This window comes from Streptomyces sp. NPDC005262, assembly GCF_042872425.1.
Classification (GTDB): domain Bacteria; phylum Actinomycetota; class Actinomycetes; order Streptomycetales; family Streptomycetaceae; genus Streptomyces.
The window spans coordinates 107,475-128,645 of the sequence record NZ_JBIAKK010000004.1 but is presented as its reverse complement, the minus strand read 5'-3'; the positions used below and the strand labels follow the sequence as shown (position 1 = coordinate 128,645).

20 protein-coding genes are annotated in these 21,171 nt (G+C 70.0%); 17 read left to right on the top strand and 3 right to left on the bottom strand.

Going from position 1 to position 21,171, the window contains the following annotated elements; all coding sequences use genetic code 11:
* A complete protein-coding gene (locus ACFYP5_RS13660) occupies positions 1-1,374 on the top strand; it encodes a replication-associated recombination protein A (RefSeq protein ID WP_389034692.1) in 1,374 nt (457 codons plus the stop codon).
* Between the two features lie 30 nt (positions 1,375-1,404).
* Here the strand turns inward: ACFYP5_RS13660 and ACFYP5_RS13655 are convergent, their stop codons facing one another.
* Positions 1,405-2,106, bottom strand: coding sequence for a DUF2470 domain-containing protein (locus tag ACFYP5_RS13655; protein ID WP_389034689.1), 702 nt, complete (start codon positions 2,104-2,106; stop codon positions 1,405-1,407).
* A gap of 188 nt (positions 2,107-2,294) precedes the next feature.
* Between ACFYP5_RS13655 and rpsD the strand changes: the two genes are divergently transcribed.
* Entirely contained in the window at positions 2,295-2,909 is a 615-nt protein-coding gene (gene rpsD, locus ACFYP5_RS13650) for a 30S ribosomal protein S4 (RefSeq protein WP_030918857.1), read from the top strand.
* A gap of 17 nt (positions 2,910-2,926) precedes the next feature.
* Here the strand turns inward: rpsD and ACFYP5_RS13645 are convergent, their stop codons facing one another.
* Complete coding sequence (locus ACFYP5_RS13645; RefSeq protein WP_389034687.1) at positions 2,927-5,140, bottom strand: ATP-binding protein; 2,214 nt, start codon at positions 5,138-5,140, stop codon at positions 2,927-2,929.
* 162 nt (positions 5,141-5,302) lie between these two features.
* Between ACFYP5_RS13645 and ACFYP5_RS13640 the strand changes: the two genes are divergently transcribed.
* The 14 genes from ACFYP5_RS13640 to nusB all read left to right on the top strand — a co-directional run bounded on the left by ACFYP5_RS13640 (position 5,303) and on the right by nusB (position 19,351).
* Positions 5,303-5,752, top strand: a complete 450-nt coding sequence (locus tag ACFYP5_RS13640) for a DUF948 domain-containing protein (RefSeq protein ID WP_313941490.1) — start codon at positions 5,303-5,305, stop codon at positions 5,750-5,752.
* 7 nt (positions 5,753-5,759) lie between these two features.
* A complete protein-coding gene (locus tag ACFYP5_RS13635) occupies positions 5,760-6,128 on the top strand; it encodes a DUF6167 family protein (protein ID WP_389034685.1) in 369 nt (122 codons plus the stop codon).
* Complete coding sequence (alaS, locus tag ACFYP5_RS13630; protein ID WP_389034682.1) at positions 6,128-8,797, top strand: alanine--tRNA ligase; 2,670 nt, start codon at positions 6,128-6,130, stop codon at positions 8,795-8,797. Before ACFYP5_RS13635 ends, alaS begins: the two co-directional genes overlap by 1 nt.
* Entirely contained in the window at positions 8,794-9,279 is a 486-nt protein-coding gene (gene ruvX / locus ACFYP5_RS13625; protein WP_063756060.1) for a Holliday junction resolvase RuvX, read from the top strand. The genes alaS and ruvX overlap by 4 nt, the downstream gene beginning before the upstream one ends.
* A gap of 95 nt (positions 9,280-9,374) precedes the next feature.
* Entirely contained in the window at positions 9,375-11,213 is a 1,839-nt protein-coding gene (gene mltG, locus ACFYP5_RS13620; protein ID WP_389034680.1) for an endolytic transglycosylase MltG, read from the top strand.
* Positions 11,210-12,067 carry a shikimate dehydrogenase gene (locus ACFYP5_RS13615; RefSeq protein WP_389034677.1) on the top strand — a complete coding sequence of 286 codons (858 nt, stop codon included), beginning with the start codon at positions 11,210-11,212 and terminating at the stop codon, positions 12,065-12,067. The genes mltG and ACFYP5_RS13615 overlap by 4 nt, the downstream gene beginning before the upstream one ends.
* Positions 12,068-12,200: 133 nt before the next feature.
* Entirely contained in the window at positions 12,201-12,611 is a 411-nt protein-coding gene (locus ACFYP5_RS13610) for a serine/threonine protein kinase (protein WP_234322032.1), read from the top strand.
* A 240-nt stretch (positions 12,612-12,851) separates the two neighbouring features.
* Entirely contained in the window at positions 12,852-14,036 is a 1,185-nt protein-coding gene (gene aroC / locus ACFYP5_RS13605) for a chorismate synthase (protein ID WP_389034675.1), read from the top strand.
* Positions 14,033-15,679 carry a 3-dehydroquinate synthase gene (aroB, locus tag ACFYP5_RS13600; protein WP_389034673.1) on the top strand — a complete coding sequence of 549 codons (1,647 nt, stop codon included), beginning with the start codon at positions 14,033-14,035 and terminating at the stop codon, positions 15,677-15,679. Before aroC ends, aroB begins: the two co-directional genes overlap by 4 nt.
* Entirely contained in the window at positions 15,676-16,116 is a 441-nt protein-coding gene (gene aroQ / locus ACFYP5_RS13595) for a type II 3-dehydroquinate dehydratase (protein WP_329200464.1), read from the top strand. Before aroB ends, aroQ begins: the two co-directional genes overlap by 4 nt.
* 138 nt (positions 16,117-16,254) lie before the next feature.
* A complete protein-coding gene (locus ACFYP5_RS13590; protein ID WP_389034670.1) occupies positions 16,255-17,082 on the top strand; it encodes a Pro-rich N-terminal domain-containing protein in 828 nt (275 codons plus the stop codon).
* Positions 17,083-17,194: 112 nt separating this feature from the next.
* On the top strand, positions 17,195-18,301 hold the full coding sequence (locus ACFYP5_RS13585) for an aminopeptidase P family protein (RefSeq protein WP_389034668.1): 1,107 nt from the start codon (positions 17,195-17,197) through the stop codon (positions 18,299-18,301).
* Between the two features lie 49 nt (positions 18,302-18,350).
* Positions 18,351-18,917, top strand: coding sequence for an elongation factor P (gene efp / locus ACFYP5_RS13580; protein WP_030918902.1), 567 nt, complete (start codon positions 18,351-18,353; stop codon positions 18,915-18,917).
* A 2-nt stretch (positions 18,918-18,919) separates the two neighbouring features.
* Positions 18,920-19,351: a transcription antitermination factor NusB gene (nusB, locus tag ACFYP5_RS13575; RefSeq protein ID WP_030968779.1), complete on the top strand. Its 432-nt coding sequence runs from the start codon at positions 18,920-18,922 to the stop codon at positions 19,349-19,351.
* Between the two features lie 532 nt (positions 19,352-19,883).
* On the opposite strand, the gene bldD is transcribed toward nusB, so the two are convergent.
* Positions 19,884-20,384: a transcriptional regulator BldD gene (gene bldD / locus ACFYP5_RS13570; RefSeq protein ID WP_014157378.1), complete on the bottom strand. Its 501-nt coding sequence runs from the start codon at positions 20,382-20,384 to the stop codon at positions 19,884-19,886.
* A 197-nt stretch (positions 20,385-20,581) separates the two neighbouring features.
* Between bldD and pyrR the strand changes: the two genes are divergently transcribed.
* Entirely contained in the window at positions 20,582-21,166 is a 585-nt protein-coding gene (gene pyrR / locus ACFYP5_RS13565) for a bifunctional pyr operon transcriptional regulator/uracil phosphoribosyltransferase PyrR (RefSeq protein ID WP_389034666.1), read from the top strand.
* Positions 21,167-21,171 lie beyond the last annotated feature (5 nt).

Here is a 21,171-nt window from a genome sequence, read left to right as displayed (position 1 = left end):
GTGGAGCCCGACCTCTTTACCGCAGCCGCCGAAGACCGCCAGGAGAAGGACCCGTCCAGCAGCCCCCTCGCTGTCCGGATGCGCCCTCGAAGCCTCGACGAGGTCGTCGGCCAGCAGCATCTGCTGAAACCGGGCTCGCCGCTGCGCCGCCTCGTCGGCGAAGGGGGCGGCGGGCCTGCGGGCCCGTCGTCGGTCATCCTCTGGGGCCCGCCCGGCATCGGCAAGACGACTCTGGCGTACGTGGTCAGCAAGGCCACCAACAAGCGCTTCGTCGAGCTCTCCGCGATCACCGCGGGGGTCAAGGAAGTGCGGGCCGTCATCGAGAGCGCCCGCCGCGCCACCGGTGGCTACGGCAAGGAGACCGTCCTCTTCCTCGACGAGATCCACCGCTTCTCCAAGGCCCAGCAGGACTCGCTGCTGCCGGCCGTGGAGAACCGCTGGGTGACGCTCATCGCCGCGACGACCGAGAACCCGTACTTCTCGATCATCTCGCCGCTCCTGTCGCGCTCGCTGCTCCTGACCCTCGAATCGCTCACCGACGACGATCTACGCGCCCTGATGCGCCGCGCCCTGACCGCCGAGCACGGCCTCGGAGGCGCGGTCACGCTCCCCGAGGATGCCGAGGCGCATCTGCTGCGCATCGCGGGCGGTGACGCGCGCCGCGCGCTGACGGCACTGGAGGCCGCGGCCGGTGCGGCCCTCGCCATGCAGGAGAAGGAGGTGACCCTCCAGACGGTCGAGGCGACCGTCGACCGGGCGGCCGTGAAGTACGACCGGGACGGCGACCAGCACTACGACGTGGCGAGCGCGCTGATCAAGTCGATCCGCGGCTCCGACGTGGACGCGGCGCTGCACTATCTGGCCCGGATGATCGAGGCGGGGGAGGACCCGCGGTTCATCGCCCGGCGGCTGATGATCTCCGCCAGCGAGGACATCGGCCTCGCCGACCCGACGGCGCTGCCCACAGCGGTCGCCGCCGCCCAGGCCGTCGCCATGATCGGCTTCCCGGAGGCGGCGCTCACCCTCAGCCATGCCACGATCGCGCTGGCGCTCGCCCCCAAGTCCAATGCGGCGACGCTGGCGATCTCCGCCGCCCAGGAGGATGTGCGCAACGGCCTGGCGGGCCCGGTCCCTCCCCATCTGCGGGACGGCCACTACAAGGGGGCCGCGAAACTGGGCCATGCGCAGGGCTACGTCTATCCGCACGATGTCCCCGGCGGGATCGCAGCCCAGCAGTACGCCCCGGACGCGGTCGCCGACAGGCGCTACTACCGGCCCACCCGGTACGGCGCCGAGGCGCGCTATGCGGATGTGGTGGACCGGGTCCGCGACCGGCTGGGCCGCGTTGGTCCGGACGACGCGACGGACGCGTGACGCTCCTCCTCCGGACGGCGGGGCACCCCTTCAGCGTGCGGCCGCTTCGAACAGCGTGTGCATCGCGTGGCGCAGTCCGGTGACGTCGCGCACCGGCTCGGGGAATTCGAAGCGTGCGTCGAAGCACCGCCCGTCGGCCTCGCAGAAGCGCACCCGCAGCCCGTGCCGGTCGAGCGCGACGGGCACGACCGAGGGCCGGTGGGCCGCGCAGCTGCCGTCCGCCCGCTCTCCCAGCAGGCCGCACAGCAGCGCCACCTGTTCGCCGTGCGCCGCGTGCAGATGCTGCAGCAGTTCCGCCTCGTGGGCGACGAGCGGGTCGGGCGCGGCGTCCCGGAATTCCTCCGGCTCGACGTCCTGGGCGCCCCACAGATCGTCGACGTACGCCTCACCGGTCTCCAGGCGCAGCATCATCCGTCCGGGCCCGGCCATCCCCGGTACGGAGGTGAGCCACCCGGAGATCCAGCCGCGGCCACGGATGCGGTGCGGCACGGAGACCGGTGCGACATCCGTGATCTCCAACACGGCGGTCAGCTCGTCGTCCTGGGCGCGCGTGGCGGCCCGTACTGCCGGGGAGTCGGCGGGAAACTCGAGGAGCAGATCGCCCTCGGGGCCCACGCTGCGGTCCAGCGGCACCAGCTGGTCGAATCCGGCTGCGGTCAGCCCGGGGATGAGCAGTACCGCCGAACAGGTACTCTGTACGAGAGTTCGTGTGCGCTCGGCTGCTGACGGCATCCGAGTGTTTTCAAGCCCGCTGGGACGCGGCTGACCACGATCTGATCGGTCCTCCGTCGTATCGACGCCCTCGATGGCGTCGACGCTGTCAGTGCTGTCCGTGACGTGTGTGGTGTTCCCAGGGCGAGACATGCGATCTCCTTGAGTAAGGTGAGCCTAACCTAACCCACAACGGAGGTCTGGAGAACGTGCCTAATCAGTCGCGTCCCAAGGTCAAGAAGTCTCGTGCGCTCGGCATCGCCCTGACGCCGAAGGCCGTCAAGTACTTCGAGGCCCGCCCCTACCCGCCGGGCGAGCACGGCCGTGGCCGCAAGCAGAACTCGGACTACAAGGTCCGTCTGCTCGAGAAGCAGCGCCTGCGCGCCCAGTACGACATCAGCGAGCGCCAGATGGCGCGCGCCTACGACCGCGCCAAGAAGGCCGAGGGCAAGACGGGCGAGGCGCTCGTCGTCGAGCTCGAGCGCCGTCTCGACGCGCTGGTTCTGCGTTCGGGCATCGCCCGCACGATCTACCAGGCCCGCCAGATGGTCGTCCACGGCCACATCGAGGTCGACGGCCGCAAGGTCGACAAGCCGTCCTTCCGCGTCCGTCCCGACAACATCGTGATGGTCCGCGAGCGCAGCCGCGACAAGCACCCCTTCCAGGTGGCCCGCGAGGGTGGTTACGCCCCCGACGGCGAGACCCCGCGCTACCTGCAGGTGAACCTGAAGGCCCTGGCCTTCCGCCTGGACCGGGACCCGAACCGCAAGGAGATCCCGGTGATCTGCGACGAGCAGCTCGTCGTCGAGTACTACGCCCGCTGATCCAGGCGTAGCCGCTCTCACCAGCGCTCAGGCCCGCCCCTCCCCGAAGTCCGGGAGGCGGCGGGCTTCCGCGTTCTGCCGTCCGGGGCGGGTACGGGACCACGCCCCTTTGCCGTCACGCCGGGACGGTCCACAGGCCGGCGCGCCAGCGCCCGCGCCACCGCCGCGTCCGGATCCAGCTGCGCACCCGCCCGCCGACCTGATTCGTACCGGGCGTCGCCGAGATCCCGCCGCGCCAGCCGCTCGCACTCCGCCCGCGGCCTTCCGTAGTACGCCGAACCGAACAGCGGCAGCCCCACCGACGGCCAGATCCGTTCGGCGGCCCCCTGCAGCACCGCCGCCTCCGCCGCATCCCCCTCGACGGCCGTGACCAGTGCCAGCAGTTCCATGGCAAGGACGGAACCGAGCAGGTCGTGGAAGGCGTGGCCGATCGCCAGAGACTCCCGGAGCAGCTCCCGGGCGCACTCCGGGCGCCCCTGCTGCAGCTGCGCGTAGGCCAGCACGAAGAGCGCGTACGAGAGTGCCCACCGCTCCCCGCGGCCGTCGCAGATCTCCCTGACCTCCTGGCACATCTCCACCGCGGCCTCCAGATCCCCGCGGAACCCGACCGCCATCGCCAGTTCGATCTGGGCCATCAGTACATTGCTGTTCAGCTCTCCGAGGTCCCGGTAGCGCCCCAAGGCGTCCTGCAACAGCTCCTCCGCACGGACCATGTCGTCCGTGACGAGCGCGAGACATCCCGTGCGGTGCACCGCGTAGGCCTGGGCCGCCGCGTCGCAGGTCCGGTCCGCCTCCTCCCGGCACTCGTGCAACGCGGAGATCGCACCGATCGCGTCCCCTTGCAGCACGGCCACGTACCCGAGCACCCACAGCGCCTTGAGCCGGGAGGGTTCGTACGGCGTCTCCTCCTCCAGCACGTGGTTCAGCCAGTGCCGCCCCTCCGAGAGGCGCCCGCAGCCGACCCAGAGGAACCAGAGCGTGCCCGCCAGGTACTGCGCGAGATGGGCCTCGTCCGGGCACTCCAGCGAACACTCCATCGCCAGGCGAAGATTGGGCAGTTCGCTCTCGGCCCGGGCCGCGACCTCGCCCTGCCGCGGGCTGAACCAGTCGAGCTCGCACCAGGTGGCGAGCCCCAGGAACCAGTCCCGGTGGCGCCGTCGTAACCGGTCCGTGTCGCCGGTGGCGGCCAGCCACTCGGCGCCGTACTCGCGCACGGTGTCCAGCATCCGGTAGCGGGTGCCCACCGCCGAGTCCTCACGCAGCACCACGGACTGCGCCAGCAGCCCCGTCAGCACGTCGAGCACCGACTCGGCCGGCAGCTCCGGGCTGCTGCAGATGTACTCGACGGCCTCCATATCGAACTGCCCGGCGAAGACCGACAGCCGCGCCCACAGCAGCCGCTGCTCCGGGGCACACAGCTCATGGCTCCAGCCGATGGCCGTACGGAGCGTCTGGTGGCGCGCCTGCGCGCTGCGGCCGCCGCCGGTCAGCAGGCGGAAGCGGTCGTCCAGACGTTGAAGCACCTGTTCCGTGGACAGCGCGCGAAGCCGTCCGGCGGCCAGTTCCAGCGCGAGCGGGATCCCGTCCAGCCGACGGCACAGCTCCCGCACCGGTCCGCGGCCGGCCTCCGTCAGCCGGAACTCCGGGCGCACCGCCGCGGCCCGTTCCGCGAACAACGTCATCGCGTCCTCGTCGGCCATGGGTGCGAGCGGGTAGGTGACCTCGCCGTCCAGTTCCAGGGGCCGTCGTCCGGCGGCCAGCACCCGCAGCTGCGGGGACCTGCGCAGCAGCGCGCACACCAACTCGGCGCAGGCGTCGACAAGATGCTCGAATCCGTCGATCACCAGCAGGAGCCGGCGTCCGGCGAGATGTTCGAGGAGTGTCGTGCGGGGCGGGCGGCTGGTGTGATCGGTGAGTCCCAGGGCATCGATCACGGCATGTTCCAGCAGTCCGGGGTCGTGGACGGTGGACAGCTCCACCAGCCGGACCCCGTCGCAGTACCGTTTCTCCAGGAGAGCCGCGGCCCTGATGGCACACCGGGTCTTCCCCACGCCACCCACCCCGACCACGGTGACCAGTCTCGATTCCGTCATCAGACGGCCCAGGTCGGCCAGCTCCTCGTCACGTCCCACGAATCGGTTCAGTTCTGCCGGGAGATTGCCACGGGCCGTGGTGGCGGGGCTCGGAGCGTCGGGGGAATCGGCGGGGGAGGGGCGCCGGGAGCGTCGCATGAACACGCAGAGTACTGACCCCGCAGCTCTCCGTACAATCTCCTTTGTGCAACTCCCGCTCCCCCGTCCCCGATGCGGTAGGGGGCGTGCCGCCCGGCGCGATAGGGTCGGGAGACGACGATTCGACAAGCCAGAGAGCGGTGCAACGTGTCCGGTGGAGAGGTGGCCGGGATCCTGGTGGCCGTCTTCTGGGCGATCCTGGTCTCGTTCCTCGCCGTCGTCCTGGTGAGGCTGGCCCAGACGCTCAGGGCAACCACCAAGCTCGTGGCGGAAGTGACCGAACAGGCCGTTCCGCTGCTGGCCGACGCCTCCGCGACGGTGCGTTCCGCGCAGACCCAGCTCGACAAGGTCGACGCGATCGCGACGGACGTCCAGGAGGTCACCTCCAACGCATCGGCGCTCTCCACCACCGTCGCCTCGACCTTCGGCGGCCCCCTGGTGAAGGTGGCGGCGTTCGGCTACGGAGTGCGGCAGGCCATCGGCCGCCGGACCTCCCCGGAGGCCGAGCCCGCCCGCCGGGCGTCGCGTCGCACGGTGATCGTCGGTCGTACGGTGCCGTCCGCGAGGGCCAAGAAGCGCGGCGGCAGAAGCTCCCGCGGATCGAAGGACTGACGCAGCGATGTTCCGCCGTACGTTCTGGTTCACCGCCGGCGCAGCCGCCGGTGTATGGGCCACCACCAAGGTCAACCGCAAACTAAAGCAGCTGACCCCCGAGAGCCTCGCGGCGCGTGCCGCCGACAAGGCGATCGAGGGAGGTCACAAGCTCAAGGACTTCGCTCTCGACGTCCGCGACGGCATGGTCCGGCGCGAGGCGGAGCTGGGGGAGGCACTGGGCCTGCAGGCACCGGTCGACCCCGAGCTCCCGGTACAGCGTCATTTCGCGGTCGAGGCGGCCGAGTCCGTCCCGGCCTCGGACGCCACCGGCCACCGCAAGCTCCCCTACAACTCGTACAACGACAACTCGTACAACCGGAATGAGGACCACTGATGGAGTCGGCTGAAATTCGTCGCCGCTGGCTGAGCTTCTTCGAGGAGCGCGGGCACACCGTCGTGCCTTCGGCGTCGCTCATCGCGGACGACCCGACTCTGCTGCTGGTCCCCGCGGGCATGGTCCCCTTCAAGCCGTACTTCCTCGGCGAGGTCAAGCCGCCCGCCCCGCGCGTCACCAGCGTGCAGAAGTGTGTGCGTACGCCCGACATCGAAGAGGTCGGCAAGACCACCCGGCACGGCACCTTCTTCCAGATGTGCGGGAACTTCTCGTTCGGCGACTACTTCAAGGAAGGCGCCATCAGCTACGCCTGGGAGGCTCTCACCACCTCCGTGGCGGACGGCGGCTTCGGTCTCGACCCCGAGCGACTGTGGATCACGGTCTACCTCGACGACGACGAGGCCGAGCAGATCTGGCGCGACAAGATCGGCGTCCCGGCCGAGCGCATCCAGCGTCTGGGCAAGAAGGACAACTTCTGGTCCATGGGCGTCCCCGGTCCGTGCGGTCCCTGCTCCGAGATCAACTACGACCGCGGCCCCGAGTTCGGCGTCGAGGGCGGCCCGGCCGTCAACGACGAGCGCTACGTGGAGATCTGGAACCTGGTCTTCATGCAGTACGAGCGGGGTGCCGGCGACGGCAAGGAGGACTTCCCGATCCTCGGTGACCTGCCGTCCAAGAACATCGACACCGGCCTCGGCCTCGAGCGCCTCGCGATGATCCTGCAGGATGTGCAGAACCTGTACGAGATCGACACCTCGATGGCCGTCATCGAGAAGGCCACCGAGCTGACCGGGGTGCGCTACGGCGAGAACCACACCTCCGACGTCTCGCTCAGGGTCGTCACCGACCACATGCGTACGTCCGTCATGCTCATCGGCGACGGTGTCACCCCAGGCAACGAGGGCCGCGGCTACGTCCTGCGCCGCATCATGCGCCGCGCCGTCCGCAACATGCGCCTCCTGGGCGCCACCGGTCCGGTCGTCGCCGAGCTCGTCGACACGGTCATCAAGGCGATGGGCCAGCAGTACCCGGAGCTGATCACCGACCGCAAGCGCATCGAGACCGTCGCGCTCGCCGAGGAGGCCGCCTTCCTCAAGGCACTCAAGGGCGGCACCAACATCCTCGACACCGCCGTGACCGAGACCAAGGCCGCCGGCGGCAAGGTCCTCGCCGGCGACAAGGCGTTCCTGCTCCACGACACCTGGGGCTTCCCGATCGACCTCACCCTGGAGATGGCCGCCGAACAGGGCCTCGCAGTGGACGAGGACGGCTTCCGCCGCCTGATGAAGGAGCAGCGGGACCGCGCCAAGGCCGACGCCAAGGCCAAGAAGACCGGCCATGCCGACCTGTCCGCCTACCGCGAGGTGGCCGACAAGTCCGGCTCCACCGAGTTCACCGGCTACACCTCCACCGAGGGCGAATCGACGGTCGTCGGCCTCCTCGTCAACGGGATCTCCTCGCCCGCCGCAACCGAGGGCGACGAGGTCGAGGTCGTCCTCGACCGCACGCCGTTCTACGCCGAGGGCGGCGGCCAGCTCGCCGACCAGGGCCGGATCCGGCTCGACACCGGCGCCGTCATCCAGGTGCGCGACGTCCAGCAGCCGGTCCCGGGCGTCTCCGTCCACAAGGGCACGGTCCAGGTCGGCGAGGTGACGGTCGGAGCCACCGCCTACGCCGCCATCGACACCACCCGCCGCCGCGCCATCGCCCGCGCCCACAGCGCCACGCACCTCACGCACCAGGCGCTGCGTGACGCCCTCGGCCCGACGGCCGCCCAGGCCGGTTCGGAGAACTCGCCGGGCCGCTTCCGCTTCGACTTCGGTTCGCCCGCCGCCGTCCCCGGCACGGTCCTCACCGACGTGGAGCAGAAGATCAACGAGGTTCTCACCCGGGAGCTCGACGTCCAGGCCGAGGTCATGTCGATCGACGAGGCCAAGAAGCAGGGCGCCATCGCGGAGTTCGGCGAGAAGTACGGCGAGCGGGTCCGCGTCGTCACCATCGGCGACTTCTCCAAGGAGCTCTGCGGCGGCACGCACGTCCACAACACCGCCCAGCTGGGTCTGGTGAAGCTGCTCGGCGAGTCGTCCATCGGCTCCGGCGTGCGTCGTATCGAAGCCCTCGTCGGCGTGGACGCGTACAACTTCCTGGCCAAGGAGCACACGGTCGTCGCCCAGCTCCAGGAGCTGGTCAAGGGCCGCCCCGAGGAGCTTCCGGAGAAGGTCTCCGCCATGCTCGGCAAGCTGAAGGACGCCGAGAAGGAGATCGAGAAGTTCCGCGCGGAGAAGGTCCTCCAGGCCGCCGGCGGGCTCGCCGACTCCGCCAAGGACGTACGCGGTGTCGCCCTGGTCACCGGACAGGTGCCGGACGGGACGTCCGCCGACGACCTGCGCAGGCTGGTCCTCGACGTCCGGGGCCGCATCCGGGGCGGCCGCCCGGCCGTCGTGGCGCTGTTCACCACGGCCAACGGCCGCCCGCTGACCGTCATCGCCACCAACGAGGCCGCCCGCGAGCGTGGCCTCAAGGCCGGCGACCTGGTCCGTACGGCTGCCAAGACCCTCGGCGGCGGTGGCGGCGGCAAGCCGGACGTCGCCCAGGGCGGGGGCCAGAACCCCGACGCCATCGGCGAGGCCATCGCCGCTGTCGAACGCCTCGTCACCGAGACGGCGTGACGGCGGGAGTGACGCAGATGCGCCGCGGACGTCGCCTCGCGATCGACGTCGGGGACGCCCGGATCGGGGTCGCCTCGTGCGACCCCGACGGGATCCTCGCCACGCCGGTGGAAACCGTGCCGGGACGCGACGTCCCGGCCGCCCACCGGCGGCTGGGACAGATCGTCGAGGAGTACGAGCCCATCGAGATCATCATCGGTCTGCCCAGATCCCTGGGCGGCGGTGAAGGGCCCGCCGCGGCCAAGGTCCGGCTGTTCGCCCAGGAGGTCGCCCGCTCGGCCGCACCCATTCCGGTGCGATTGGTGGACGAGAGGATGACCACAGTGACGGCGAGCCAGGGATTGCGCGCCTCGGGCGTGAAGTCCAAGAAGGGCCGGTCTGTCATCGACCAGGCTGCCGCTGTGGTGATCCTCCAGAACGCTCTGGAGTCGGAGCGGGCGTCAGGTAAAGCTCCGGGCGAAGGCGTCGAAGTGGTTGTCTGATCGCGATACGGTAACGTTCCGCGCGATGCGGCGGTGTTCGAACAAACACCGCACAGCAAAGAGGCGGAAGTTCGTCTCGCGGCTCTAGGGGATCGATGACTGAGTATGGCCGGGGCCCCGGCTCCGAACCGTGGCATCCCGAGGATCCCCTCTATGGGGACCAGGGATGGGACGGCCAGCAGGCTGCCCACGGTCAGAGCCAGTACGGCGGCCCGCAGCAGTCCTATCCGCAGGACCCCTACGCCCAGCAGCAGCCGCAGCAGATGTACCCCCAGCATCAGCAGCCCCAGCAGTACGGCTCACCGCAGGACCCGTACGCGCAGCAGGACCCGTACGCGCAGCAGCGGCAGCCGCAGCAGCATGACCCGTACGCCCAAGGCCCCTATGGGCAGCAGCCGCAGCAGCCGCAGCAGCCGCAGCAGCCGCAGCACCCGCAGCACCCGCAGCACCCGCATGGCCCGTACGGCCAGCAGGCTCCGCAGCACCAGCAGTACAACGGCGGCTGGGACACCGGTCAGCAGCCCGCGGCGATGCCGCCGTACGACGGCCATGCGCAGGACGCGTACGGGAACCGGCCGGGTGGCTACGGTGCATCGCACGACCCCTACGGCACTCCCGAGGCGTACCCGCCGCCGCAGCCCCCGGGCCGGCGTGAGGCCGCGCCCGAACCGGGCTCACCGCGTAACCCCGACTGGGACCCGGACGAGCCCGAGGAGGAGACGCACCCCTTCTTCACGGGCGCCGACGACGACCGCGATGCCCGGCGCCCCCGTGACGACGATGACGAGTACGACGACGACTCGCGTGAATCGCGCAGGGGCGGCGACAGCGAACGCCGCGGCAAGGGCAAGAAGAAGAGCCGCAACGGCTGCGCCTGCCTCGTCGTCTCCCTTGTCCTCGCCGGCGGCCTCGGCGGCGCGGCCTACTTCGGCTACACGTACTGGCAGGAACAATTCGGCCCCGCACCCGACTACTCCGGCCAGGGCTCCGGCAGCGTCGAGGTGGAGGTTCCGAAGCTCGCCCTCGGCAACGAGATCGGCAACATCCTGAAGGAGAAGGGCGTCGTCAAGAGCGTCGACGCCTTCGTCGCGGCGCAGACCAAGAACCCCAAGGGGAAATCGATCCAGGCGGGCGTCTACGTCCTCAAGGAGCACATGTCCGCGGCCGAGGCCGTGAAGATGATGCTCGACCCGAAGAGCCAGAATCTGCTGATCATTCCTGAGGGCACGACCAACAGGAATGTCTACAAGATGGTCGACACGAAGCTCGGTCTCAAGGCCGGCACCACGAAGGATGTCGCCAAGAAGAACGTCGGCGATCTTGGTCTGCCGGACTGGGCCGATGACGACCCGGCCGTGGACGACCGGCTGGAGGGCTTCCTCTTCCCCGCGGCCTACCCGGTCACCAAGGAGACGAAGCCCGAGGCCGTCCTCAAGAAGATGGTTTCCCGGGCCAAAGACGAGTACGGCAAGGTCGACCTCGAGTCGAGCGCCAAGAAGCTGGGTCTCAAGAGCCCCTGGCAGCTGATCACGGTCGCCAGCCTCGTCCAGGCCGAGGGCAAGTACAAGCACGACTTCGACAAGGTCGCCCGGGTCGTCTACAACCGGCTGAAGCCCAACAACACCGAGACCTACGGACTGCTCGACTTCGACTCCACCGTGAACTACGCCAAGGCCCAGAGCACGCTGGACACGGGCGCGGTGTCGGACCTGCGGAAGTTCAAGGACCCGTACAACACGTACTACGTCCACGGTCTGCCGCCGGGTCCGATCAACAACCCCGGCGAAGCGGCGCTTCACTCGGCGATCAAGCCGACTCCCGGACCTTGGTACTACTTCGTATCCGTGACCGCGGACAAGACCGTGTTCGCGGTCACCAACGAAGAGCACGAGCGCAATCGAAAGAAGTACGAACAGGAGAAGTCGGGTCAGTGAGCACCATCCGACGGGCGGCCGTCCTCGGCTCGCCCATCGCCCACTCGCTCTCCCCGGTCCTGCACCGGGCGGCGTACGCCGAACTCGGCCTCACCGGATGGTCGTACGACCGCTTCGAGATCGACGAGGCCGCGCTGCCCGGCTTCGTCCAGGGGCTCGACTCCACGTGGGCCGGTCTTTCACTGACCATGCCGCTCAAGCGCGCGATCATCCCTTTGCTGGACTCCGTCAGCGAGACCGCATCGTCGGTGGAGGCCGTCAACACGGTCGTCCTCACGGACGACGGACGACGGATCGGCGACAACACCGATATTCCGGGCATGATCGCGGCCCTGCGGGAAAGCGGTGTGGACCAGGTGGGATCCGCGTCGATCCTCGGTGCGGGGGCCACCGCCTCATCCGCACTGGCGGCACTCTCCCGCGTCTGTACCGGGCCTGTCACCGCCTATGTACGAAGTGCCGCCCGTGCTGCGGAGATGCGGGGCTGGGGTGACAGGCTCGGTGTCGAGCTGCGCACTCTGGAATGGAGCCAGGCCGCTCGGGCCTTTGACGCCGAGTTGGTGATCGCTACGACTCCGGCGGGTGCCACGGATGAGCTGGCAGGCGCCGTTCCGGACAGCGCCGGTGTCTTGTTCGACGTTCTGTACGAGCCGTGGCCGACGGCATTGTCCGCTGCGTGGTCGTGCCGGGGAACGGTCATCGGGGGCATGGACCTCCTGGTGCATCAGGCCGCGCTCCAGGTGGAACTCATGACGGGCTGTGTTCCCGCGCCGTTGCGTGAGATGAGAGCGGCCGGTGAACGTGCTCTCGAAGGACCCGGGGATTGGTTTCGGTCACGGGTCCGGCCGATTTGACGTGACCTGATCAATTCAGGTTGTCGGACTGCTACGTTCTCCCGTCGTGGAGCCGGTGTTGATCACATCGGCCAGGAGGGGAGAGATTGTGCGCACGTTGGTGAGCCGCGGGCTTACGGTGTCGGTTGCTGCCTTGAGCACGCTGATCGCTGGTACGGGTGTGGCCAGCGCATCGAGTCCCGCGGACAAGGCTGTGGCCGCTTGTGGGTCCAGTTACTACGTCCAGCGGCAGCAGTCGATGGGGCTGGGGCAGAACACAACTGTGTTCCTGCTGTACAGCGCCTCGACGCGCAACAACTGTGTGGTCACCGTGAAGCACGAGAACGCGGGCGCGTACTACGGAACGGCGACCGGTCTCGGCGCGGGAATCCAGGCGGAGGGCGGGTCCTGGAAGAAGGACGACGGGGACTACAAGTACTACGCAGGTCCTGTCTATCTGAGCGCGGCCGGTCAGTGCGTCCGCTTCTGGGGGCACTACGAGGAGATCGGCGCCTCCAGCATCCGGGACTGGTATCACACCAGCACCTTCGGCAACTGCGGCTGACGACAGGAGCACGGAGGGCCCGGCCGCCCTATGTGGGGCCGGGCCCTCCGTACTCCGTCGGGCAGCCTGCCACGGCCGGGATTCAGGCGCCTGGTGCGTCCGGACCGAGCCTTCGAGTGTCCGACAACTGGTACGCCGATCAGATCCACCGCCCGGGCATGGGAGGATCAATGGCGGCGGGCCAGGGCCGCGCACCCGGTCGCGCCGTTGCAGTTTCAGGCGCGAGCATGAGGAGCACCGTTGAGCAGGTTGCGCTGGCTGACCGCAGGGGAGTCGCACGGCCCCGCACTGGTGGCGACGCTGGAGGGTCTTCCCGCCGGCGTCCCGATCACCACGGAGATGGTGGCGGACGCACTCGCCCGGCGGCGGCTCGGCTATGGCCGCGGCGCTCGCATGAAGTTCGAGAAGGACGAGGTCACCTTCCTCGGCGGGGTGCGCCACGGGCTCACCATGGGCTCCCCGGTCGCCGTGATGGTGGGCAACACCGAATGGCCCAAGTGGGAGCAGGTCATGTCGGCCGACCCGGTCGACGCCGACGAACTGGCCGCGCTGGCCCGTAACGCCCCGCTGACCCGCCCCCGCCCCGGCCACGCCGACCTCGCGGGCATGCAGAAGTACGGCTTCGACGAGGCCCGGCCGATCCTGGAGCGCGCCAGCGCCCGGGAGACAGCGGCCCGGGTGGCGCTCGGCGCCGTCGCACGGTCGTACCTCAAGGAGACCGCGGGTATCGAGATCGTCAGCCACGTCGTCGAACTGGCCGCGGCCAAGGCGCCCTACGGTGTCTACCCCACGCCCGCCGACGTCGAGAAGCTCGACGCCGACCCGGTGCGCTGCCTCGACGCCGCCGCGAGCAAGCAGATGGTCGCCGAGATCGACCAGGCCCACAAGGACGGCGACACCCTCGGTGGTGTGGTCGAGGTGCTCGCGTACGGCGTGCCGGTCGGCCTCGGCTCGCACGTGCACTGGGACCGGCGTCTCGACGCCCGCCTCGCCGCCGCCCTCATGGGCATTCAGGCCATCAAGGGGGTCGAGGTCGGCGACGGCTTCGACCTGGCCCGGGTCCCCGGCTCGAAGGCGCACGACGAGATCCTGGTCACCGAGGACGGCATCAAGCGCGCCTCCGGCCGTTCCGGCGGCACCGAGGGCGGTCTGACCACCGGAGAGCTGCTGCGTGTCCGCGCCGCGATGAAGCCCATCGCGACCGTGCCCCGCGCGCTGGCCACCGTCGACGTCGTCACCGGGGAGCCCGCCAAGGCGCACCACCAGCGCTCCGATGTCTGTGCCGTGCCGGCCGCCGGGATCGTTGCCGAGGCGATGGTCGCGCTGGTCCTGGCCGACGCCGTCGCGGAGAAGTTCGGCGGCGACAGCGTCCCCGAGACCCACCGCAACGTCCAGTCGTACCTCGACCACCTCCAGATCCGATGAGCGGCCCCCTGATCGTCCTCGTCGGCCCGATGGGCGTCGGCAAGTCCACGGTCGGTGAACTCCTCGCCGACCGGCTCGGCACCACCTACCGGGACACCGACGCGGACGTCGTGGCCGCGGCGGGCAAGCCGATCTCCGAGATCTTCTACGACGAGGGCGAGGAGCACTTCCGCGAGCTCGAGCGAGAGGCGGTACGCGCTGCAGTCGCCGAGCACACGGGCGTCCTCTCGCTCGGCGGCGGAGCCGTGCTCGACGAGACGACCCGTACGCTGCTCGCCGATCGCGCGGTCGTCTACCTCTCGATGGACGTCGAAGAGGCCGTCAAGCGGGTGGGGCTGAACACCGCGCGCCCGCTGCTCGCCGTCAACCCGCGCCGGCAGTGGCGCGAGCTGATGGACGCCCGCCGCCATCTGTACACCGAGGTGGCCAGGGCGACCGTCGCCACCGACGAGCGCACCCCCGAAGAGGTCGCCCAAGCGGTCCTCGACGCACTGGAACTGCCGGAGCGCGCGGGCGACCCCGCGTCGCCCGGCCGGGAGAACACACACATGACGGAACAGGGCCCCACGCGCATCCAGATCGCCGGCAGCGCGGGCACCGACCCGTACGAGGTGCTGATCGGCCGGCAGCTGCTCGGCGAGCTGCCGTCGCTCATCGGCGAACGCGCCCAGCGGGTCGCGGTCCTGCACCCCGAGGCGCTCGCCGAGACCGGCGAGGCGGTCCGTCAGGACCTCGCCGAGCAGGGGTACGAGGCCATCGCGATCCAGCTGCCGAACGCCGAGGAGGCCAAGACCGTCGAGGTCGCGGCGTACTGCTGGAAGGCGCTCGGCCAGACCGGCTTCACCCGCACCGATGTGATCGTCGGCGTCGGTGGCGGCGCCACCACGGATGTGGCCGGATTCGTCGCGGCGACCTGGCTTCGCGGGGTGCGCTGGATCGCCGTACCGACGACGGTGCTCGCCATGGTCGACGCGGCCGTCGGCGGCAAGACGGGCATCAACACCGCCGAGGGCAAGAACCTCGTCGGCGCCTTCCACCCGCCGGCCGGGGTGCTCTGCGACCTCGCCTCCCTCGACTCGCTGCCCGTGCACGACTACGTCAGCGGCATGGCCGAGATCATCAAGGCCGGTTTCATCGCCGACCCCGCGATCCTCGACCTGATCGAGTCGGACCCGGAAGGCGCCCGTACGCCCGCCGGACCGCACACCGCCGAGCTGATCGAGCGCTCCATCCGGGTCAAGGCCGAGGTCGTCTCCAGCGACCTCAAGGAGTCCGGTCTGCGCGAGATCCTCAACTACGGTCACACGCTCGGCCACGCCATCGAGAAGAACGAGCGCTACAAGTGGCGCCACGGAGCGGCCGTCTCCATCGGGATGGTCTTCGCCGCCGAGCTCGGCCGGCTGGCCGGCCGCCTCGACGACGCCACCGCCGACCGGCACCGGGCGATCCTGGAGTCGGTCGGACTGCCGCTCACCTACCGCGGTGACCAGTGGCCCAGGCTGCTGGAGAACATGAAGGTCGACAAGAAGTCCCGCGGCGACCTGCTCCGCTTCATCGTCCTCGACGGCCTGGGCAAGCCCACCGTCCTGGAGGGCCCCGACCCGGCCGTGCTGCTCGCCGCGTACGGGGAGGTGTCGGCGTGACCCGCAGGGTCTTCGTGCTCAACGGGCCGAACCTCGGCCGGCTCGGATCCCGTGAGCCCGATGTGTACGGAGCGACGTCGTACGCCGGACTCGTCGAGACCTGCCGGGCGCTCGGCAAGGAGCTCGGCTTCGACGTCGACGTCCGGGAGACCAACGACGAGGGCGAGCTGATCCGCTGGCTGCACGAGGCAGCGGACGGTTCGATTCCGGTCGTTCTCAACCCGGGAGCGTTCACCCACTACTCGTACGGAATGCGGGACGCGGCCGCGCAGCGCACCGCCCCGCTGATCGAGGTGCACATCTCGAACCCGTACGCACGGGAGGAATTCCGCCACAACTCCGTGGTCGCCCCGGTCGCCACGGGGACCGTGGCCGGATTCGGCATCGGCTCCTACCGGCTCGCGCTCCGCGCCCTCGCGGACGAACTGACGGACTGACAGGCGGCGTACCGGACGGCCAGACCCGGCCGACGGGCACTCCGTACCGTCCCCGACCGTTGCCTCTGTGGCGGCCGGGGACGGTACGGTGGCCGTTCCACCAGCGCCAGTTGCCTGTACGAGACGGAGTGGCACCGGATGCAGCACGCAGTGGGGGCCCCGCTGCCGCCGCCCCAAGGACCCGGAAACGGACCTGCCGGCTGGACGCACCAGGCCCAGCACCCCGGACACCCCGGTCCGCCGGGGCCGCCGCCTCCACCCCCGTCGGCACCCCAGGGCCAGGGCTGGACCGGGCCCGCCCCGCACCACGCCCCCGCGCCCGTCTCCCGGGAGACCACCGGGCACGTGCAGCTGCCGCCAGGTGGTCCCGTCCCGCTGCCCGCACCACCCGCCGAGCCCGGCACGGGCACGGCGACGCTCGCCGTCCTCCTGATCGGGCCGGCGGGCGCGGGCAAGACCACCGTGGCCAAGCTCTGGGCCAGCCGCCGCAGGGTCCCCACGGCGCACGTCAGCCTCGACGACGTCCGCGAATGGGTCTGCTCCGGCTTCGCCGACCCGCAGGCCGGGTGGAACGACCACTCGGAGGCCCAGTACCGGCTGGCCCGCCGCACCTGCGGCTTCGCGGCCCGTAATTTCCTGGCCAACGGCATCTCCTGCATCCTCGACGACGCGGTGTTCCCCGACCGCCCGGTCGTCGGCCTCGGCGGATGGAAGCGCCATGTGGGCCCGGGGCTGCTGCCCGTGGTGCTCCTCCCCGGCCTGGAGATCGTGCTGGAGCGCAACGCCGCCCGCAGCGGCAACCGCCGGCTGTCGGACGAGGAGGTCGCCCGGATCCACGGCAGGATGGCCGGCTGGTACGGCTCGGGGCTGCCGATCATCGACAACTCGACCTACGACGTGGAGACCACGGCCCGCGTCCTCGACGACATACTCGCCCGCTCCATAGCCAGCCCGCCCGCATGGTGACGGCCCGGCGGGTCCGGGTTCCGCACACCTGAGCGCGGGCCCGGACCTGCTGCGGTCCCCGGTCGGATGCGCTGACCGGGCAGCCCGGCGCTCCCGCTCGTAGGCTCGTGGCATGTCAGAGGTGTACACCGTCCGCCGCGCGCTGCTGCGGGACCGGTGCGCCGCCGTCGGATCCGCGGCCGCTCTGGTCTCCCGCCCCGCCAACGTCCGCTACCTCGCGGGCGGGGCGCCCCCGGGTGCCGTGCTGCTGCTCGGCCCCGACGAGGACGTCCTGGTCTGCCCCCGGGCGCCGACCGGCGATACCGTCCAGGGGCGCACCGACGACGAGCTGCGGCTGGCCCTGCTGCCCGCCACCGACGGCGATCCGGTGGTCGCAGCCGCTGACCTGGCCACCTCTTCCGGCGCGGAATCGCTGGCCGTGGAGGAACACGATCTGACGGTCGCCCGCCACCGGGCCATGCACGCGGTGGCCCCGCGGCTCCGGCTGGCCGACCTCGGCGCAACGGTGGAGCAGCTGCGCATCGTCAAGGACGAGGAGGAGATCGCCTGCCTGCGGATCGCCGCCGAGATCACCGACCAGGCACTCGGCGAACTCCTCGAATCGATCCTTGTCGGCCGTACCGAACGGCATCTGGCACTGGAACTGGAACGGCGGCTGGTGGACCACGGCGCCGACGGACCCGCGTTCTCGACCTCCGTCGCCACCGGACCCAACTCGGGCCAGGGCCGTCACCGGCCCTCCGACCGGCGGGTCGAGGAGGGAGATTTCCTCTCCGTCTGCCTCGGCGCGAACTATCGCGGCTACCGGTGCGAGATCGGTCGTACATTTGTCATCGGGACCGCGCCGGCCGCCTGGCAGATCGACCTCTACGACCTGGTTTTCGCCGCTCAGCGGGCCGGACGCGAGGCCTTGGTGCCGGGCGCCGCGTACCGAGATGTGGACCGCGCGGCCCGCCATCTCCTGGACTCCGCGGGCCACGGTGACGGCCTCGCACCCTGGACCGGGCACGGGGTGGGGCTCGAAATCGACGAGGACCCGCAGCTGGCACCGGCAGCCATGGGTAAACTGGACGCTTGTGTGCCGGTCACCGTCGAACCGGGGGTTCACCTCCCGGGCCGGGGCGGAGTCCGGATCGATGACACGCTCGTCGTGCGCCCCGAGGCGGACGGCGGACCCGAGCTACTCACCATTACGACCAAGGAGCTGCTCGCGCTCTAGCGCGCATCCTTGGTTGTCCACCAGCTTCAGTCCAGGAGATTCCGCAACCGTGGCTTCCACGAACGACCTCAAGAACGGCCTGGTGCTCAAGCTCGACGGAGGCCAGCTCTGGTCCGTCGTCGAGTTCCAGCACGTCAAGCCCGGCAAGGGCCCGGCTTTCGTGCGCACCAAGCTCAAGAACGTGCTGTCCGGCAAGGTCGTCGACAAGACGTTCAACGCCGGCGTGAAGGTCGAGACGGCCACCATCGACCGCCGCGACATGCAGTTCTCGTACATGGACGGCGAGTACTTCGTCTTCATGGACATGGACACGTACGACCAGCTCATGGTCGACCGCAAGGCTGTCGGCGACGCCGCCAACTTCCTGATCGAGGGCTTCACGGCCTCCGTCGCCCAGCACGAGGGCGAGGTGCTCTACGTCGAGCTGCCGGCCGCCGTCGAGCTGACCATCCAGCACACCGACCCGGGCGTTCAGGGCGACCGCTCCACCGGTGGCACCAAGCCCGCCACGCTGGAGACCGGTTACGAGATCGGCGTCCCGCTCTTCATCACCACGGGTGAGAAGATCAAGGTCGACACCCGCACGGGCGACTACCTCGGCCGGGTGAACAGCTAACCGTGGCTGCTCGGAACACGGCCCGCAAGCGAGCCTTCCAGATCCTGTTCGAGGCCGACCAGCGCGGTGAGTCCGTGCAGACGGTCCTCGCGGACTGGGTGCGGCTCTCGCGGTCCGACACCCGTCAGCCGCCGGTCACCGAGTACACGATGGAGCTCGTCGAGGGGTACGCGCAGTACGCCGACCGGATCGACGACCTCATCATCACCTACGCCGTGGACTGGGAGATCGACCGCATGCCGGTCGTCGACCGGAACATCCTGCGGCTCGGTGCGTACGAGCTGATCTGGGTGGACGGGACGCCGGACGCGGTGGTGATCGATGAGGCGGTCCAGCTCGCCAAGGAGTTCTCCACCGATGACTCCCCGTCCTTCGTGAACGGGCTGCTGGCACGCTTCAAGGACCTCAAGCCGAACCTTCGCCGGGAGTCGTAGCTTCCGGCGGAGTTCAGCCCACGAAGGGCCCACGGTCGCACGACCGTGGGCCCTTCGGCGTGCGGGGCCCCTGGTCGGGGCGTCGTTCGTGGTGGTGTGCCCCTGTCCCGGGGCGGGGGTTCCGTCCGCAATCGCCGGACGGGCTTGGGGTGTCCGGCCCGGCGCCGTTCTCCGGGGGTGCGGTCGCCTCGGTCGGGTGGGTGGGGGTCCGGGGCCCCTCCGGGGTGTCTCCTCGAACGACGAACATTCGGGTTCGTCGTCGGGGGAGCTCGGGTCATTGTTCGTCGCGCTGCCGGCTTCCGCGCCAGTCCCGAGGGGACGCCCCGGAGGGACACCACCCCACCACCGGGCAGGGGCGATGGCGCCCTCACGGCCCGGGGCGGACACCCAAGCCGGTCCGGCGCTTGAGGACGGAACCCCGAACCCCGCACCGTGGGGATCGCGACAGCAAAAAACGCCGGGATGCCCGGGGCCCGAATGGGGGACCCGGCCAACCCGGCGTTACGTTTCTTCGGGGCTTCAGACCCGCACGTCAGCCCTCGTCGTGGGCGACTGCGCGGCGCGCGTCCGCATCCAGGACACCCCAGCTGATCAGCTGCTCGGTGAGCACGGACGGCGACTGGTCATAGATCACGGCCAGCGTGCGCAGGTCGTCCTGGCGGATCGAGAGCACCTTGCCGTTGTAGTCACCGCGCTGGCTCTGGATCGTCGCCGCGTAGCGCTGCAGCGGTCCGGCCTTCTCCGGCGGGACGTGGGCGAGGCGCTCCAGGTCCAGGACAAGCTTCGGCGGCGGCTCTGCCGCCCCGCCGGGCGTCGTGCCGGGCAGAAGCTCCTGCACCGGGACGCCGTAGAAGTCCGCCAGCTCGGCGAGACGCTGTACGGTCACGGCACGGTCGCCGCGCTCGTACGAACCGACCACGACGGCCTTCCAGCGGCCCTGGGACTTCTCCTCCACACCATGGAGGGAGAGGCCCTGCTGGGTGCGGATGGCACGGAGCTTGGCCCCGAGCTGTTTTGCGTATTCGCTGGACATAAGGCTCCCCGGACGAAGTCTGGTAACTCACTGTGAGGTTACGCAGCGTTACTTGGATGCGTCAAGCCGAATGGTCCGCACTGGCACCTCCCGGGATTGTGACCAAGGCTCCGTGCAAGGCCTGGTAACGTTGATGAAGCAAATTTCGACGTCCTTTAAGGTCCGTCCAGTGAGGCGGAGAAGGAGGTCCGTTTCTTATGGACGCACAGCACGAAGCCACCGGCAATGCGGCACGCCCCGTTCTCGAGGCTCCCGACATCGCCCGAGTACTGACCCGAATCGCCCACGAAATCGTCGAACGCGCCAAGGGCGCCGACGATGTGGTGCTCCTCGGCATCCCGACACGGGGCGTCTACCTCGCCCGTCGGCTGGCCGACAAGCTCGAGGAGATCACCGGCCGCAAGGTGCCGGTCGGCTCCCTCGACATCACGATGTACCGCGACGACCTGCGGCTGCGCCCGGCGCGCGCCCTGGCCCGCACCGAGATCCCCGGCGAGGGTATCGAGGGACGACTGGTCGTCCTGGTCGACGACGTGCTCTTCTCCGGCCGTACGATCCGCGCCGCGCTCGACGCGCTCGGCGACATCGGCCGCCCCCGCGCGGTGCAACTCGCGGTCCTGGTCGACCGCGGCCACCGCGAACTCCCGATCCGTGCCGATTACGTCGGCAAGAACCTCCCCACGTCGCTGCGGGAGACGGTCAAGGTCCAGCTGGCCGAGGAGGACGGCCGCGACGCCGTGCTGCTCGGTGTCCAGCAGACCGCCCCGGCGGGCGCGCAGTAGCTGTA

Excerpts from the sequence above, each read along its gene's own strand:
- ACFYP5_RS13655 (WP_389034689.1), bottom strand. The coding sequence starts at position 2,106 with ATGCCGTCAGCAGCCGAGCGCACACGAACTCTCGTACAGAGTACCTGT.
- ACFYP5_RS13645 (WP_389034687.1), bottom strand. The coding sequence starts at position 5,140 with ATGCGACGCTCCCGGCGCCCCTCCCCCGCCGATTCCCCCGACGCTCCG.
- ACFYP5_RS13635 (WP_389034685.1), top strand. The coding sequence starts at position 5,760 with ATGTTCCGCCGTACGTTCTGGTTCACCGCCGGCGCAGCCGCCGGTGTA.
- alaS (WP_389034682.1), top strand. The coding sequence starts at position 6,128 with ATGGAGTCGGCTGAAATTCGTCGCCGCTGGCTGAGCTTCTTCGAGGAG.
- mltG (WP_389034680.1), top strand. The coding sequence starts at position 9,375 with ATGACTGAGTATGGCCGGGGCCCCGGCTCCGAACCGTGGCATCCCGAG.
- aroB (WP_389034673.1), top strand. The coding sequence starts at position 14,033 with ATGAGCGGCCCCCTGATCGTCCTCGTCGGCCCGATGGGCGTCGGCAAG.
- ACFYP5_RS13590 (WP_389034670.1), top strand. The coding sequence starts at position 16,255 with ATGCAGCACGCAGTGGGGGCCCCGCTGCCGCCGCCCCAAGGACCCGGA.
- ACFYP5_RS13585 (WP_389034668.1), top strand. The coding sequence starts at position 17,195 with ATGTCAGAGGTGTACACCGTCCGCCGCGCGCTGCTGCGGGACCGGTGC.
- bldD (WP_014157378.1), bottom strand. The coding sequence starts at position 20,384 with ATGTCCAGCGAATACGCAAAACAGCTCGGGGCCAAGCTCCGTGCCATC.
- pyrR (WP_389034666.1), top strand. The coding sequence starts at position 20,582 with ATGGACGCACAGCACGAAGCCACCGGCAATGCGGCACGCCCCGTTCTC.